This is a genomic window from Streptomyces sp. NBC_00322 (assembly GCF_036147535.1).
GTDB lineage: Bacteria > Actinomycetota > Actinomycetes > Streptomycetales > Streptomycetaceae > Streptomyces.
Window position 1 is genome coordinate 5311624 of sequence record NZ_CP108019.1, and the last position, 15049, is coordinate 5326672.

Annotated in this window: 15 protein-coding genes; 3 read left to right on the plus strand and 12 right to left on the minus strand. The window is 70.9% G+C overall.

What is annotated here, in order from left to right:
- Positions 1 to 299: 299 nt before the first annotated feature.
- The gene (locus tag OG905_RS24315; RefSeq protein ID WP_328677063.1) at positions 300 to 1520 is read right to left on the minus strand and encodes an acetyl-CoA C-acetyltransferase; all 1221 of its coding nucleotides are present in this window, start codon (positions 1518 to 1520) and stop codon (positions 300 to 302) included.
- Positions 1521 to 2158: 638 nt separating this feature from the next.
- Entirely contained in the window at positions 2159 to 3154 is a 996-nt protein-coding gene (locus tag OG905_RS24320) for an SGNH/GDSL hydrolase family protein (protein ID WP_328682565.1), read from the minus strand.
- 140 nt (positions 3155 to 3294) lie between these two features.
- On the opposite strand from OG905_RS24320, the gene OG905_RS24325 reads away from it, so the two are divergent.
- Complete coding sequence (locus OG905_RS24325) at positions 3295 to 4683, plus strand: cystathionine beta-synthase (RefSeq protein WP_328677065.1); 1389 nt, start codon at positions 3295 to 3297, stop codon at positions 4681 to 4683.
- Positions 4684 to 5085: 402 nt separating this feature from the next.
- Here OG905_RS24325 and OG905_RS24330 read toward each other — a convergent pair whose 3' ends face one another.
- The 5 genes from OG905_RS24330 to OG905_RS24350 all read right to left on the minus strand — a co-directional run bounded on the left by OG905_RS24330 (position 5086) and on the right by OG905_RS24350 (position 8903).
- Positions 5086 to 5502, minus strand: a complete 417-nt coding sequence (locus OG905_RS24330; RefSeq protein WP_328677067.1) for a hypothetical protein — start codon at positions 5500 to 5502, stop codon at positions 5086 to 5088.
- An 89-nt stretch (positions 5503 to 5591) separates the two neighbouring features.
- Positions 5592 to 6533: an ABC transporter substrate-binding protein gene (locus OG905_RS24335; protein ID WP_328677070.1), complete on the minus strand. Its 942-nt coding sequence runs from the start codon at positions 6531 to 6533 to the stop codon at positions 5592 to 5594.
- A 12-nt stretch (positions 6534 to 6545) separates the two neighbouring features.
- On the minus strand, positions 6546 to 7211 hold the full coding sequence (locus OG905_RS24340) for an ABC transporter permease (protein WP_328677072.1): 666 nt from the start codon (positions 7209 to 7211) through the stop codon (positions 6546 to 6548).
- Position 7212: 1 nt separating this feature from the next.
- Complete coding sequence (locus tag OG905_RS24345) at positions 7213 to 7857, minus strand: ABC transporter permease (RefSeq protein WP_328677074.1); 645 nt, start codon at positions 7855 to 7857, stop codon at positions 7213 to 7215.
- Complete coding sequence (locus tag OG905_RS24350; protein ID WP_328677076.1) at positions 7854 to 8903, minus strand: ABC transporter ATP-binding protein; 1050 nt, start codon at positions 8901 to 8903, stop codon at positions 7854 to 7856. The genes OG905_RS24345 and OG905_RS24350 overlap by 4 nt, the downstream gene beginning before the upstream one ends.
- A gap of 142 nt (positions 8904 to 9045) precedes the next feature.
- Between OG905_RS24350 and OG905_RS24355 the strand changes: the two genes are divergently transcribed.
- On the plus strand, positions 9046 to 10563 hold the full coding sequence (locus OG905_RS24355) for an aromatic amino acid ammonia-lyase (protein ID WP_328677077.1): 1518 nt from the start codon (positions 9046 to 9048) through the stop codon (positions 10561 to 10563).
- Positions 10560 to 11396, plus strand: coding sequence for a MurR/RpiR family transcriptional regulator (locus OG905_RS24360; RefSeq protein WP_328677080.1), 837 nt, complete (start codon positions 10560 to 10562; stop codon positions 11394 to 11396). Before OG905_RS24355 ends, OG905_RS24360 begins: the two co-directional genes overlap by 4 nt.
- 52 nt (positions 11397 to 11448) lie before the next feature.
- Here OG905_RS24360 and OG905_RS24365 read toward each other — a convergent pair whose 3' ends face one another.
- The 5 genes from OG905_RS24365 to OG905_RS24385 all read right to left on the minus strand — a co-directional run bounded on the left by OG905_RS24365 (position 11449) and on the right by OG905_RS24385 (position 14968).
- Positions 11449 to 11823 (minus strand): hypothetical protein, encoded by a 375-nt coding sequence (locus OG905_RS24365; RefSeq protein ID WP_328677082.1) that lies wholly within the window; start codon positions 11821 to 11823, stop codon positions 11449 to 11451.
- Positions 11824 to 11880: 57 nt separating this feature from the next.
- Entirely contained in the window at positions 11881 to 12309 is a 429-nt protein-coding gene (locus OG905_RS24370) for a roadblock/LC7 domain-containing protein (protein WP_328677084.1), read from the minus strand.
- 37 nt (positions 12310 to 12346) lie between these two features.
- On the minus strand, positions 12347 to 13117 hold the full coding sequence (locus OG905_RS24375) for a transcriptional regulator (RefSeq protein ID WP_328677086.1): 771 nt from the start codon (positions 13115 to 13117) through the stop codon (positions 12347 to 12349).
- Positions 13114 to 13482: a hypothetical protein gene (locus tag OG905_RS24380; protein ID WP_328677087.1), complete on the minus strand. Its 369-nt coding sequence runs from the start codon at positions 13480 to 13482 to the stop codon at positions 13114 to 13116. The genes OG905_RS24375 and OG905_RS24380 overlap by 4 nt, the downstream gene beginning before the upstream one ends.
- Positions 13483 to 13642: 160 nt before the next feature.
- Positions 13643 to 14968 carry a diaminopimelate decarboxylase gene (locus OG905_RS24385; protein WP_328677089.1) on the minus strand — a complete coding sequence of 442 codons (1326 nt, stop codon included), beginning with the start codon at positions 14966 to 14968 and terminating at the stop codon, positions 13643 to 13645.
- Positions 14969 to 15049: the final 81 nt, after the last annotated feature.

Sequence of the window (15049 nt, forward strand, 5' to 3'; positions counted from 1 at the left end):
CTACCTCAGCTTGCGGGGAGCCCGCGCCCCCTGTCAGTGCATTACGTCACGAATTGGACAGGACTTTGTGCCCGGCGTTTAAGCCGAAAGCTGCCCTGACCTGGGGGAATGGCTCTCCCCCAGGAGATAGGTCACATCCTGGGGGAGATTCAGTCACGAGTTGAGTTCCACGCGGGGCCGAAACGGCTCAGCCAACGGCTCAGCTACGGCGCTCGCTCCGTTGGTCGCGTTCCGCTTCGCCTCCGCTTCGGGCAAGTGCCGCCTTCGTGCCTCAGGCGACCCTTACCCTCCGCTGCCGCTCAGCTCAGCCGCTCGATGACCATCGCCATGCCCTGGCCGCCACCGACACACATGGTCTCCAGACCGAACTGCTTGTCGTGGAACTGGAGGCTGTTGATCAGCGTGCCGGTGATCCGCGCGCCGGTCATGCCGAAGGGGTGGCCGACGGCGATGGCGCCACCGTTGACGTTGACCTTCTCCAGATCCAGGCCGAGGTCCCGGTAGGAGGGGATGACCTGGGCGGCGAAGGCCTCGTTGATCTCGGCCAGGTCGATGTCGCCGACGGTCAGGCCCGCCCGCTTCAGCGCCTGCTTGGAGGCCTCGACCGGGCCGTAGCCCATGATCTCGGGGGACAGGGCGGAGACGCCGGTGGAGACGATCCGGGCGAGCGGGGTCAGACCCAGCTCGCGCGCCTTGGTGTCGGACATGATCACCAGGGCGGCGGCGCCGTCGTTGAGCGGGCAGCAGTTTCCGGCGGTGACGAAGCCGTCGGGGCGGAAGACCGGCTTCAGGCCCTGCACGGCCTCCAGGGTGACGCCCGCGCGGGGGCCGTCGTCCTTGGAGACGACTGTGCCGTCCGGGGTCGTCACAGGGGTGATCTCGCGCTCCCAGAAGCCGTTCTTGAGGGCTTCCTCGGCGAGGTTCTGCGACCGTACGCCGAACTCGTCCATGTCCTGGCGGGTCACGCCCTTGAGGCGGGCCAGGTTCTCGGCGGTCTGGCCCATCGTGATGTACGCGTCGGGGACCAGGCCGTCCTCGCGGGGGTCGTGCCAGTCGGCGGCGCCGTTCTCGGCGACGGAGGCGGTACGGGCCTCGGCCTCGGCGAAGAGCGGGTTGTGCGTGTCCGGAAGGGTGTCGGAGTTGCCCTTCACGAACCGGGACACCGTCTCGACACCGGCGGAGATGAACACGTCGCCCTCGCCGGCCTTGATGGCGTGCAGCGCCATGCGGCTGGTCTGCAGGGAGGAGGAGCAGTAGCGGGTGACCGTACAGCCGGGAAGGTGGTCCATCCCCATCCGCACGGCGACGATGCGACCGAGATTGTGCCCCTGCTCGCCACCGGGCAGGCCGCAGCCGAGCATCAGGTCGTCGATGTCCTTGGGGTCGAGCTCGGGGACCTTGGCGAGGGCGGTCTGAATGATGGTGGCGGTCAGATCGTCGGCACGCAGGTCCTTCAGGGAGCCCTTGAAGGCCCGGCCGATGGGGGAGCGGGCGGCAGAGACGATCACGGCTTCGGGCATCACGGCTCCAGGGGGTGCGGGGCGGATAGGGGGCGCTGTCTGGGAAGTTACCGGTACGTATGGCTGTGGTCACGGGGCGGGGCGTGTGATGCGGGCCTCTTTTCTAAGCGAGCGCTCAGTTGGTGGCGGGGGTTTGTCCCCCACCCCGCCCCTTCCCGAAACTGGGGGCTGCGCCCCCAGACCCCCGGGGCAGTGGGTCTGGCGCCCCACACCCCATACTCCTGCGGCTCCGCCGCGGAGCGAAAACGCGGCCCGCACCCCGAACTCCGGCGGACACCGGGTGCCCTTACGAACCCCTCATCGCCGCGACGCCGAGGAGCCGAGCCCGTAGGGGCCCCGGAGCTCGCGCCGCGCGGCACCGGCGTACCCCGGAGCGCACCGCGGGCTGTCCGGTGGGGAGGGGCGGTGCAGGGTCGTCCCCGCGTTTCCAGCGTCCGTGGTGAACGTGGGCCAGGGGGCGTTGGTGGTTGCTGCCCGGTGGGTGGTCTCGCGGGCGAACCGCCGCGCACCGCAGGCTGTCTGGTGGGGAGGGGCGGTGCAGGGTCGCCCGGAGGCGACCCGGAACCCGCACCCCACGGAACCGGCGCACTCCGGACCGCCCAGGCCCCGGGCGCCGCCGCATCGGGCACGCCGGACGCCTACCCCCGCCTCGCCTCCGGCGCCGGAGACGGTTCCGGGGTCGGTGCCGGGGTCGGGAGGCGGCGGCGTCGGCGGTGCTTCAGCAGTGCCCAGGGCGCCCTCGCCGCCGTGACCTCCGTGCCCGCCTCCTTCGCCGCCGTCGCCGCCGCCTTCGCCACCGGGAGCATGTCCTCGTGGCGGTCCGCCTCCAGGCGGTCCGACTCCGGCCAGACGCCGAGCACCGCGCACACCGTCGGCAGCATCGCCATCGCCGCCGTCGCGTAGCCCTCCGCCGACGGGTGGTAGTTGTCCGCGCCGAACATCTCCCGCGGGTTCGCCGCGAACTCCGGCCCCAGCAGGTCGCCCACGGACACCGTGCGGCCACCCTGCTCGACGACCACGATCGTCTGCGCCGCCGCCAGCTGCCGTGAGACTCTTCGCGCCAGAAACCGCAGTGGCTGGTACACCGGCTCGATCGTGCCGAGATCCGGGCACGTGCCGACCACCACCTCCGCACCCGCCGTACGCAGCCTGCGCACCGCGGCCGCGAGATGGCGGACGGACTGCGTGGGCGGCATCCGGTGCGTGACGTCGTTCGCGCCGATCATGATCACGCAGACGTCCGGTGTCCGCGTCCGGTCCGCGAGCAGCAGCGTCGCCTGTCGCTCCAGGTCGTCCGACTGCGCCCCCGGCAGCGCCACGTTGCGGACCTCCACCGCCCGCTCAGCCACCGCCGCCAGCCCGGACGCCAGCAGAGCCCCCGGTGTCTGGCCGGCCCGCCGTACGCCCTGACCCGCCGCTGTCGAGTCCCCCAGTACGCCGAGGATCAGCGGATTGCTGCGCCCGAAGGCCAGCCCGTACAGCCCGTCGCCGCGTGGTGGAAGAGGGGCCGTGCCCCCGCCCACGGAGCGCTTCGCCAGCTGGACCTCCGCCAGTACAAGTCCCACTGCCGCCGCTCCGAGCAGGCCGATGCTGCCGCCCCCGTAGGCCGCGCCCGCCGCGATGCGCCGTGCCACCCTCGCCCTCGACACAGTCCCAGCCACCTCCTCGTAGCTCAGCTTCAGTCACCAGCTAACTGCCCCGTGGCTACCGTCGCCCAATCACCCGCTGCTCCGCTTACGCTGGCCGCATACCTACGGAGATCCCGGAGAACATTGTGCGTATCCACCACTCGATGATCAGTCTTGTCGGCAATACCCCGCTGCTGAAGCTGAACAGCGTCACCACAGGCATTCAGGCGACCGTCCTGGCCAAGGTCGAGTACTTCAACCCCGGCGGGTCGGTGAAGGACCGGATCGCGCTGCGGATGATCGAGGCGGCCGAGGAGAGCGGGGCGCTCCAGCCCGGCGGCACGATCGTGGAGCCGACCAGTGGCAACACCGGCGTCGGCCTGGCGATCGTGGCCCAGCAGAAGGGCTACAAGTGCATCTTCGTCTGCCCGGACAAGGTGTCCACGGACAAGATCAATGTGCTCCGTGCGTACGGCGCCGAGGTCGTCGTGTGCCCCACGGCCGTCGACCCCGAGCACCCCGACTCGTACTACAACGTCTCCGACCGGCTGGTCCGCGAGACGCCCGGCGCCTGGAAGCCCGACCAGTACTCCAACCCGAACAACCCGCGTTCGCACTACGAGACCACCGGTCCCGAGCTGTGGGAGCAGACGGACGGGAAGATCACCCATTTCGTCGCGGGCGTCGGCACCGGCGGCACGATCTCCGGGACCGGCAACTACCTCAAGGAGGTCAGCGACGGCAAGGTCAAGATCATCGGCGCTGACCCGGAGGGCTCCGTGTACTCCGGTGGCTCCGGCCGTCCCTACCTCGTCGAGGGCGTCGGCGAGGACTTCTGGCCGACCGCGTACGACCGGACCGTGACCGACGAGATCGTCGCCGTGTCCGACAAGGACTCCTTCCAGATGACGCGCCGTCTCGCCAAGGAGGAGGGCCTGCTCGTCGGCGGCTCCTGCGGCATGGCCGTGGTCGCGGCGCTGAAGGTGGCCGAAGGGCTCGGCCCGGACGACGTGGTCGTCGTACTGCTGCCGGACAGCGGCCGCGGCTACCTCTCCAAGATCTTCAACGACGAGTGGATGGCGGACTACGGCTTCCTGGAGGACTCCGGTCCGTCCGCGAGCGTCGCCGACGTGCTGCGCGACAAGGAGGGCGGCAAGATCCCCAGCCTGGTGCACATGCACCCGGAGGAGACGGTCGGCGAGGCGATCGAGGTGCTCCGCGAGTACGGCGTGTCCCAGATGCCGATCGTGAAGCCGGGCGCGGGCCACCCGGACGTGATGGCCGCGGAGGTCATCGGCTCGGTCGTCGAACGCGAGCTCCTGGACGCGCTGTTCACCCAGCGCGCCTCGCTCGGCGACCCCCTGGAGAAGCACATGAGCGCGCCGCTCCCGCAGGTGGGCTCGGGCGAGCCGGTCGGGGACCTGATGTCGGTGCTCGGTGTGGCGGATGCGGCGATTGTGCTGGTGGAGGGCAAGCCGACGGGTGTGGTGAGCCGTCAGGATCTGCTGTCATTCCTCGCCAAGGGCGGTAAGTAGCACTGTACGAACGCGGTTTCGCACAATCGGTACGCGCGCGACACGTACGCGCAGCACCCGCTTAACACGCGTCCTGCACAGTGGTGGATGTCGGCAGGGGGACCGGGCAGGGATCCCGGCCGGCACCCATAGCGGCGTCTAGGATTTTCGGAGCGGCTCCCGGACCTCCCAAGACGCCCTGGACGCGGAGACCGGCCCTGACCCGGGACCGTGTCCCACGCGGGGACCGCCGTCGTCCCGCCCCCCGGTTCGCCGGGGGTGCGGCGGTCCCCGCGCTTTTTTTGCGCCTCAACCGGCGCCGCTCTCGCGGACTTGGCTGCCCACCGTCGGGGTTCCCAATGAAATGGCTGCGGTGATCGTCGTTTCAGACACCCGGACGCACCCGAAGCGTGCAGGGACCGGTCAGTTCTCCCAGTCGGACTTCTCGCGGCGGCTCCTCATCCACGGCCACCCCCGCGCCGCATGCACCGCGTTCACGCCGACGATTCCGAACCAGGCCACGATCAGGCCCTCCAGGTTCGCGTTGACCACGGCGATGGCTGACAGCGGGATCGCCAGGATCAGCGAGACGATCGCGAAGCCGAAGCGTTCCCCGAAGTTCGCCTCGGCGGATTGCGGCGGGCGGGCGCCGCGGGCGACCACCATCTGCTGCTCGGCGAGCTGGCGGCGCACACGGCGGTCCACCGTGCCGTCGAGCCGCTGCTCGACCTTCTCCAGAAACGATTCGACGAGCGCGGCGTCGTATTCTTCCCCCAGCTCACGGCGGGCGTGCAGGGTGGCGTCGAGCTCCTTTTTGAGCTCAGGGTCGCGGGCTTCCATAACCGTTCACGCTACGGCCGGACGGCGCCCGCGTCAGTGGGGTTAGCCCCAGTGTTTTCCCGTAGGGCTACCTGGGGGGCGGGCTGAGGTCAGGCTCCCTTCTTGGCGAGCCCGTGCTGCTTCGCCCAGGTGTTGGCCACGTCCTCGGGGTCCTTCTTGTCCTTGTCGACCTGCCGGTTGAGCTCGGTCAGCTGCTCGGTCGTCAGTACGGCGCCCAGCCGGGCCAGTGCCTTGCGTACGGTCGAGTCGGCCTTGCGGTCCGCGATCAGCGGGACGACATGCTGGCCGGGGACGAGATTCTTGGGGTCCTCCAGGACGACCCAGCCCTCGGCCGTGATGTCGGTGTCCGTGGTGAAGAGGTTGGCGACGTCGACGTCGCCCTTCTTCAGGGCGCCCTTGACCAGCGGTCCGGAGGAGTCCAGTGACTTGAACTCCTTGAACTCCACGCCGTATTCGTCCTTCAGGCCGATGACGCCGACGACCCTCTTCTTGACCTCGGGAGCCGCGCCGATGACGAGCTTTCCGTTCTGCTTGGCGAGGTCGCCGAGAGTCTTCAGGCCGTATTTCTCGGCGGTCTCGCGGGTGACGGCGAAGGCGTCGGAGTCCTCGGCCATGCCGTACGGGAGGACCTGCAGGCCCGCCGGGAGTGTGACGGCGAGGGCGTTTTGCATCTCGCCCTCCTCGGTGGCTGTCGCCTTCGGGTCGAGGTAGTGCAGCAGCGCGCCCTGGTACTCGGGCAGCAGATCGATGTCGCCGCCCTTGAGCGCGGGGATGAGGATCTCGCGGGTGCCGAGGTTGGGGCGGACCTTCGTCTTCACTCCGGCGGCGTCGAGGACGGCCGCGTACAGGAAGCCGAGTACCTGGTTCTCCGTGAAGTTGGCGGTGCCGATGGTGAGGCCGTCCTTGCTGGAGCCGCCTCCCGACAGGCTGCCTCCCTCGCCTTCGAGGGAGGTGATGCCGCTGCTGCAGGCGGCGAGCGCGGGGACGGTGGCCGCGGCGAACAGGCCGCCGAGGAGGGTGCGTCGGTTCATGGTGAGGGCTCCTCAGGCTGTACGGCGGTGTCGGAACAGGACGCGCTGGAGGGTGGCGAGGCAAAGGTCGAGTGCGACGGCGACGACCGCCACGAGGACCGCGCCGCCCAGCACCTGGACGAGGTCGCGCTGGGCGAGGCCGTCGAAGACGTAGCGGCCGAGACCGCCGAAGCTGACGTACGCGGCGATGGTGGCCGTCGCCACGACCTGGATCAGGGCGAGCCGCAGCCCGGTCATGATCAGCGGCAGCGCGAGCGGGATCTCGACCTGGAGCAGGATCTGGTGGCCGCGCATGCCCTGGCCGCGCGCGGCGTCCTTCACCTCCGGGTCGACGGCGGTCATGCCCGCGTAGGTGTTGGTGACGATCGAGGGGACGGCGAGGGCGACCAGCGCGACGTAGACCGGAGTCATCGACAGACCGCTGGCGAGGAACACCAGGACGACGAGACCGACGGTGGGCAGGGCGCGGCCGAAGGAGGAGAGGTTGATGGCGAGGAACGCGCCGCGGCCGGTGTGCCCGATGAGCAGGCCGACGGGCAGTGCGATCACGGCGGCGATCAGGGTCGCGAGCAGCGAGTACTGAAGGTGCTCGGTGAGCCGGTGGGCGATGCCGTCGGAGCCGGACCACTGTTCGCCGCTGGTCAGCCAGGAGCCGAGGTTCTTGAAGAGCTCGTACATCTCAGGCCCTGCCCTTCCTGGTCCAGGGGGTGAGGACGTACTGCACGGCGACCAGCAGCGCGTCCGCGATCAGTGCGAGAAGGAGGGTGAGGACGACACCGGCGACCACGGGGGTGGGGAAATTGCGCTGGAAGCCGTCGGTGAAGAGCTGGCCGAGGCCGCCGTCACCGATGTAGGTGGCGACGGAGACGAGCGAGATCGACATGACGGTGGCGATCCGTACGCCCGCCATGATCACGGGCAGTGCGAGGGGCAGTTCGACGGTGAGCAGGGTGCGCAGGGGGCGCGTGCCCATCGCCTTCGCGGCCTCTTTGGTCCTGGCCGGTACGGAGTCGAGGCCCTCGACGGTGTTCCTGAGCAGGACGACGAGCGTGTAGATCGTCAGGCCGATGACGGTGGTCGTGCGGGTCAGCCCGGAGACCGGGAGGAGCAGCACGAAGACGGCGATGGAGGGGATGGTGAACAGGACGTTGGACAGCCCGAGGAGGAAGCCGCGCAGGGGGCGGACGCGATGCGCGAGCACGGCCAGCGGGAGCGAGATCAGCAGCCCGAACAGGACGGCGGTCAGGGCGGCTTGGAGGTGGGAGAGGGACAGGGTGGTGAGATCGCCGGCGTGGTCGGATATCCACGACCATTCGATGGTCATGCGACCACCCGCGCGGCGGCGTGTGCGGTGCCCGCGTGGTGGTGGATGTCCTCGCGCGAGGTGACGCCGGTCAGGGCGCCCTTCGCGTCGATCCGGGCGACCAGGCCCGCGGGGGATGCGACGGACTCGTTCAGCGCCGAGAGCAGTGAGTCGCCGTCGCGCAGCGGCCGTACGGGGAGCAGGTCCCCGGCGGCGTCCGCGTCCTTGTCGCGCCAGCCGAGCGGGGCGCGCGCCTCGTCCAGCGCGAGCTCCCAGCGGCCGCCTTCGGGCAGCGGGCCCTGCGGCACGTCGGCGAGCGTCGACAGCGAGAGCAGCTTCAGCCCCCGCTCCGCGCCCAGGAAGTCCGCCACGAAGCTGTCCGCCGGTCGGGCCAGCAGCTCTGCCGGGGACGCGCACTGGACGAGGTGGCCGCCCGTACGGAACACGGCTATCCGGTCGCCGAGTCGCACCGCCTCGTCGATGTCGTGCGTGACGAAAACGATCGTCTTGCCCAACTCCTGCTGGAGGCGCAGCAGTTCGTCCTGGAGCTGGGTGCGCACGACCGGGTCGACCGCGCCGAACGGCTCGTCCATCAGCAGCACCGGCGGGTCCGCGGCCAGCGCGCGAGCCACGCCGACGCGCTGCTGCTGGCCGCCGGAGAGCTGGTGCGGATAGCGCTTGCCCGCGTCGGCCTGCAGGCCGACGGTCTGAAGGAGTTCGGCGGCCCGCGCCCGCGCCTTCTTGCGGCCCCAGCCGAGGAGCAACGGCACGGTCGCGATGTTGTCGAGCACCGTGCGGTGCGGGAAGAGGCCGGACTGCTGGATGACGTATCCGATGGAGCGGCGCAGTTGCGCCGCGTCCTGGGTGAGGACGTCCTTGCCGCCGACGTGGATGGTCCCGGAGGTGGGCTCGACCATCCGGTTGATCATGCGGAGGGTGGTGGTCTTACCGCATCCGGAGGATCCGACGAGGACGGTGATCTCGCCGTCGGCCATCTCCAGGTTGAGGTCGTTCACTGCGGTCGTGCCGTTGGGGAATCGCTTGTTCACTGCTTCGAATTTGATCATCAGTGGTCCCTTGCCCGGCCTGCATATGGTCATGCAGAGTTCTCGGTGTCTGAATAAGTTGTCAATGCCTCGGGGTAAATCGCTCGTTACGGATGCTCGGAAGGCAAGACAGACTGTCCGTAAAAGGAGGGGTTTGCGCGTGATGTCGTCCCACATGGTGGACTCACCCACCGGCATCGTGGTCCTCGACGGACAGAGCCTCCCCGTCGCGGACATCGTCCGGCTGGCCGACGGAGCGGCCCGGCCCGTCCCCGGCTCGGAGGCGATGAAGCGCGTCGAGGTCGCCTGGGACGCCGCGCGCGAGCTCGCCGCGTCCGGCCGTGTCTACGGCCGCTCCACCGGCGTCGGCGCCAACCGGAACGAGGACGTGCCCACCGAGGCCGCCGCCGGCCACGGCCTGCGCCTGCTGCGCTCGCACGCCGGAGCCATCGGCGAACCGCTGCCCGCCCGCGAGGTCCGCGCCATGCTCGCCGTCCGCGCCAACCAGCTGCTCGCGGGCGGCGCGGGGCTGCGCCCCGGGGTCGTCACCGCGCTCTGCGAGGCGCTGGAGTGCGGCGCCCATCCGGTCGTCAACGAATTCGGCTCGGTCGGCACCGGCGACATCGCGGCGCTGGCCCAGATGGGCCTCGCGCTCGCCGGCGAACACCCCTGGGAGGGCGGCCCGGCCCCCGAGGCCCAGGCCCTCGACAACAACGACGCCCTCGCCCTGATCAGCTCCAACGCCCTCACTCTCGGGCAGGCCGCGCTCGCGCTGGACGAACTGCGCGCGCTCGTCTCGGCCACCGAGCTGGTCGGCGCCCTCTCGCTCCTCGCGGTCGACGGCTCCTACGAGGCGTACGCGGAACCCGTGCACGCCGCCCGCCCGCACCCCGGCACCTACGCCGTCGCGGCCAGAATGCGCCGGCTCCTCGGCGCGCCCGAGCGGCCGACCCCGCCGCTCGGCCGCATCCAGGACCCGTACGGCTTCCGCTGTCTGCCGCAGATACACGGGCCCGCCCAGGACGCGGCGGACGCGCTGGAGCGGACCCTCGCCGTCGAGATCAACGCGGCCGCCGAGAACCCCCTGATCCGCCCCATCGACATGGCCGCGTACCACCACGGCGGCTTCTACATGGCCCAACTCGCCCTGGACCTCGACCACTTCAGGCTGGCGATCACCCAGACGGCGCGGCTGTCCACCTCCCGGCTCTCCGCCCTGAACGAGCCCGCCTTCACCCGGCTGCGGCCCTTCCTCGCGGGCGCGGAGGCGGCGAGCTCCGGCGTGATGATCCTCGAATACGCGGCGGGCGCGGCCCTCGGCGATCTGCGGGCCTTCTCCGCCCCCGCGTCGCTCGGCCACGCGGTACTGTCCCGGGGCGTCGAGGAGCAGGCCAGCTTCGCCTCGCTGGCGGCGCGTCAGACACTGCGGGCGGGGGGCGCGTACCGGCTCGTCGTCGGCTGTGAACTCGTCGCCGCCGTAAGGGCGTTGCGCCAGCGCGGACTGCGGCCCGATCCCGCACTCCCGGTGGGCAGGGCCTTCGAGCTGGCCGAGAGGGTCCTCGACGAGGAACTCGCCGACCGGCCGCTCACCGACGACGTGACCGCGGCGGCCGCGCTGCTCGACCGGTTCACCGACCTGATGACCGACGTGATGAACGACCAGACGAGGGGGACGGCATGAGCGACAGCCCTGCCGCACGGCTCCAACAGCTCTTCGAGGGCCACCGGCTCACCCCCACCCAGCGCCGGATCGCCCACAGCATGGTGCGCCGGGCCGCCGACGTCCCGTTCCTGTCCAGCGTGGAACTCGCCGAGGTCGCCGGGGTCAGCCAGCCCTCCGTCACCCGCTTCGCCGTGGCTCTCGGCTTCGACGGATACCCGGCGCTGCGCAAGCATCTGCGGGAGGTCGCGCCCGCGGAGAGCGAGGCGGGCCAGAACGGGATCAACGAGTACCAGCAGGCGGTGCAGGCCGAGATCGAGAACCTGCGCCATCTCGCCGACCTGCTCGCCGACCCGTCCCCGGTCGAACGCGCGGGCCGTCTCCTGGCCGCCTCCCGTCCGCTGCCGGTGCTCGGCCTGCGCGCCGCGTCCTCGCAGGCCCGCGGCTTCGCGTACTTCGCCGCCAAGGTGCACCCCGACGTACGCCTCCTCGACGAGGGCGGCACGATGCTCACCGACCGCATCGACGCGGCCCGCCTGGCGGGTGCGAGCGCCCTGCTGTGCTTCGCGCTGCCCCGCCACCCCAAGGAGGTCGTGGAGGCCCTGGCGCACGCGCGCTCGGCGGGCCTGAAGGTGGTGACCGTCGCGGACTCGGCCTTCGCCCCGGTCGCCGGCCACAGCGATCTGCTGATCCCGGCGGCGGTCGGCACGGGCCTGGCCTTCGACACGGCGTGCGCGCCGATGCTGCTGGGGCGGGTGCTGCTGGAGGCGATGTGCGACGACCTGCCGGACGCGCAGGCCCGGCTGGAGGAGTTCGACGCGAAGGCGGCGGCGCGAGGGCTGTTCGTGGAGTAGCGCGACAGGACGGAGGAGCTCCACGGGAGCTCCTCCGCCCGGCCGCGAGCGATCAGATCTCCAGCTCGGCCTCGATCTTCTTCAGCTGGTGCCGGGCCATGGCGAGATTCGCCCGGTCCTTGTCGAGTGCCAGGTAGAGGAACAGGCCGCTGGCCCCCCTGCCCTTCATCAGCCGGATCAGGTGATACTGAGTGCCGAGCGTGATCAGGATGTCCTCGATGCCGTCCTTGAGCCCGAGCTGTTCCATGGTGCGCACCTTGGCGCGCACCACGTCGGTGTTGCCCGCCGCGGCCACGGACAGGTCCAGATCCTTTCCGCCGCCGATGGTGCCGAGGGCCATTCCGCTGGTGTAGTCGACGAGCGCGGCGCCGAGGGCACCCTCGATGACAGTGGTGGCTTCCTTGAGGGCGCGTTCGGTGTTGGCCATGAGATGCGCACTTCCTTTCCGTCTGCTGGTTGATCGCGATGGTGTGTCGGTCATGGGTCAGGTGTTCTCCGGTCGGTCGAGGGCGCCGTCCACCAGCTCGCCGATACGGGCGCCGGAGCGTCGGGCCTCGAGGTGGAGCCGGCCGACGTTGGTACGCGGCTCGGCCAGGAGGGTGAGGAGGGCCGAGGAACCCGCCGCATACGTCGCGACGTATCCCCGCTCGCCCTGGACCAGCAGCTCGCGGAAGCCCCCTTGTCCGGTCGCCTCGGTGAGCCGCAGCGCGGCGCGCAGCGCCGCGGCGGTCAGCGAGGCGACGCTCTCCGCCTCCTCGGTGTCGGCCGCCAGCACGAGCCCCTCCGAGCTGGCGGCGAGTGCGCCGGTGAGCTGCGGTACGCGTATACGCAGGCGTTTCAGTTCGGCGAGCAGGTCGGCCTCGGCCCTCATGAGTGCTCTCCTCTCGGCGCGCAGCCTCAATGCGCGCCTCATGACGGTGGGAAAAGGACCAGGTGGACGGAGCGGTGCCTCACAGGGTTGCCTCCAGTGCGTCGCGCAGCCGTCGGAGCATGGCGGAGTCCAGGACCGACGGGGGCTCGGTGGCCTCGGCGGCGGAGGAGGCGGCGGGTCGGCTGGGCAGCGCCGACTTCTCCGGCGTCTCGATGAGCCCGTCGGCGGCCAGCCTCCGTACCTCGATGAGGGTGTTGAAGGCGGGACGCCCCAGTGCTCTGGCGATGGCGGCCGGGGTGCGTATGCCGTCGGCGAGGTCGAGCAGGGACTGCCTGAGCGGGCTGACCGTCCGCGCCGCGGGGTGCGCGCGGCGCTCCACCGGAGCGGTGTCGACCGTGGGGTGGGGCCAGACGGAGTCCAGCAGTTGGCCGCGCCTCCTGGCCTCGCGCTCCACGACCTCGGTGGGCACCGGCCGCACCCGGCCGATCCAGTGGACGACCCCGTAGCGGAAGCGGGTCGGCCCGCCGGTCGGCGAGAGCGCGAAGAAGGCCGCGTCGAACAGCGCGCCCAGATGGCAGATCTCCAGCTTGCCCCCGGCGACCTGGCCGCTGTCGACGAGGAAGCGGGCGACCTCGCAGCGCGCGCCTGCCTGCGCGACCGCTTCCGCCCAGCTGTCGGGCTTCAGCAGGCCGCTCGCGGTGAGCAGGACGTCGAGTCCGGGTGCTCGGGGGCTCTCGGCGTGCACGACCTGGCCGTCGGCGAGATAGAGGGCGCCGTGGTCGCGGACCAGCACGCCCGTGGCGCGCTCGTCGGCGAGCCTGAGGAGCATGGGGGAGACGGCCGCTCTCATACGAGCACCAGCCCCTCGGCCAGATTCCGCAGCCGTATCCGGGCCAGTGCGAGATTGCCCTGGTCCCGGTCGAGCCACAGATGCAGGAACACGGTGCTGTCGAAGCCGGTCTCAACGAAATGCACCAGGTGGTAGGAGCTCTGTGTGGTGAGGATGAGGTCCTCTACCGCGGGGCCCTGCTCGGTGGCGTATTCGGTGGCCATCCTGGCCAGTTCGGCGGTCTCCGCGGCGGTGGCCTCGTGGTCGTCGCCGGCGGCCTCGCCGACCGCGCCGAGTGCGAGTCCGCTGATCCAGTCCACAAGGGACGCTCCGCGCGCGCCCGGCACTGTCATGGCCGCCAGCAGACACTCGTCGATTCCGGGCACGCCGACTCCCTTTCCCGCCACGGCGTTCCGCGCACTGTTGTGCGGCGGTGACGGGGAGACTACGCAACGTGGCCACGGTTGAGGGGAGTTGGGGCATTTTCCGTTGGAACATGCCCCTGTCCCGGTAGGGTCCGGTGCTCAGGTGCGTGCCTGCGTACGGCTAGGGGCTGAGCAGTGCGTCCGGCTGCGCGCCGCCCGACTCGGCCACGATCTCGGCCGGGCTCTGCGGCGCCCGTACGGTCGCGAACCGCGTCGGCCCGTCGCCCTGCGGGCTGCTGGTGAAGCCGTAGATCCCGGGCCGCGGGAGGCTGTTGTAGCCGTAGTGGTTCGAGAAGTAGTACGCGCCCGTGTCCAGTGCCGCGATCACATCGCCCGGCTCCAGCAGCGGCAGCGGACGGGCCTCGGCCAGCAGGTCTCCCGCGAAGCAGGCGGGACCCGCGATGTCCTGCACGACGGCGGCACCGCTCTTGGGGCGGCCCTTGGCGTCGTACGCGGCGATGCGCAGCGGCCAGGAGGCCGGGTCGTAGACGGTACGGGTGGCGACCTGGACGCCCGCGTGGGTCACCGCGATGGGGCGGCCGCCCGCCGACTTGGCGTACTCGACGCGGGCGAGGAGTGTGCCGTGCTTGGCGAGCAGGGAGCGGCCGAACTCGGTGACCAGGCCGTAGCGGCCGTCCAGCAGGCCGGGCACCTGCTCCTTCAGCAGCCGGGCGTACGCGGCGAACGTTGGCGTCTGCTCGTCGGACGCGAAGTTGACCGGCAGGCCGCCGCCGATGTCGACGGTGTCGATCTGCTGCCGCCCGGCCGCGGTGTTGATCTCCTCGGCGAGCTCGTACACCGCGCCGATGGCCTCGGTCATGAGGGCCGTCGGCATGCCCTGCGAGCCGGAGTGGGTGTGCAGCCGGGTCAGCCAGGGGCGGTCGAGATACGCGCGTACCACCCAGTCGCGGGCGCCCTCGTCGCGCAGCGCGACACCGAATTTCGAGGTCGCCGTGGCCGTGGACAGGGCCTCGATCGCACCGCCGCCGACCTGCGGATTCACTCGCAGTCCGAGCGGGGAGCGGGTCGGCGACGCCCCGACGAGGGCGTCGATCCGCGCCAGCTCCTGCGGATTGTCGGCGTTGACCGCGATGCCCAGCTCCAGCGCCTCGCGCAGTTCGGCGGGCGTCTTGGCGGGGGAGTCGAGGACCGTGCGGTCGGGGCGCAGGCCCGCCGCCCGGGCCAGGGCCAGCTCGCCCGGGCTCGCGACCTCCGCGCCGATGTCCTCGTCCCGCAGCAGGGCCAGTACGGGGACCAGAGGCGCGGCCTTCACCGCGAAGGCGTGCAGCACGGGCGCATCGGTGACGGCGGCGAAGGCGTCCCGCAGGGCGGCGGCGGACGCCCGGATGCCGGTCACGTCGAGGAGGGCCGCGACGGGCTGCTCCGCACGGAGGAGACCCTGCTCCACCGCTGCTCGTACGGCTTGATCCCGGCGGTCGTAAGGCATATCTGCCAGCCAATCATCCGGGACGCGGTACCGCAGCTGTTGACTAAGACTATTCAGACCCGCAGGATGTGAATAGAATAG

Excerpts from the sequence above, each read along its gene's own strand:
- OG905_RS24315 (WP_328677063.1), bottom strand. The coding sequence starts at position 1,520 with ATGCCCGAAGCCGTGATCGTCTCTGCCGCCCGCTCCCCCATCGGCCGG.
- OG905_RS24330 (WP_328677067.1), bottom strand. The coding sequence starts at position 5,502 with ATGGAAGCCCGCGACCCTGAGCTCAAAAAGGAGCTCGACGCCACCCTG.
- OG905_RS24335 (WP_328677070.1), bottom strand. The coding sequence starts at position 6,533 with ATGAACCGACGCACCCTCCTCGGCGGCCTGTTCGCCGCGGCCACCGTC.
- OG905_RS24340 (WP_328677072.1), bottom strand. The coding sequence starts at position 7,211 with ATGTACGAGCTCTTCAAGAACCTCGGCTCCTGGCTGACCAGCGGCGAA.
- OG905_RS24345 (WP_328677074.1), bottom strand. The coding sequence starts at position 7,857 with ATGACCATCGAATGGTCGTGGATATCCGACCACGCCGGCGATCTCACC.
- OG905_RS24350 (WP_328677076.1), bottom strand. The coding sequence starts at position 8,903 with ATGATCAAATTCGAAGCAGTGAACAAGCGATTCCCCAACGGCACGACC.
- OG905_RS24355 (WP_328677077.1), top strand. The coding sequence starts at position 9,046 with ATGTCGTCCCACATGGTGGACTCACCCACCGGCATCGTGGTCCTCGAC.
- OG905_RS24360 (WP_328677080.1), top strand. The coding sequence starts at position 10,560 with ATGAGCGACAGCCCTGCCGCACGGCTCCAACAGCTCTTCGAGGGCCAC.
- OG905_RS24365 (WP_328677082.1), bottom strand. The coding sequence starts at position 11,823 with ATGGCCAACACCGAACGCGCCCTCAAGGAAGCCACCACTGTCATCGAG.
- OG905_RS24370 (WP_328677084.1), bottom strand. The coding sequence starts at position 12,309 with ATGAGGCGCGCATTGAGGCTGCGCGCCGAGAGGAGAGCACTCATGAGG.
- OG905_RS24375 (WP_328677086.1), bottom strand. The coding sequence starts at position 13,117 with ATGAGAGCGGCCGTCTCCCCCATGCTCCTCAGGCTCGCCGACGAGCGC.
- OG905_RS24385 (WP_328677089.1), bottom strand. The coding sequence starts at position 14,968 with ATGCCTTACGACCGCCGGGATCAAGCCGTACGAGCAGCGGTGGAGCAG.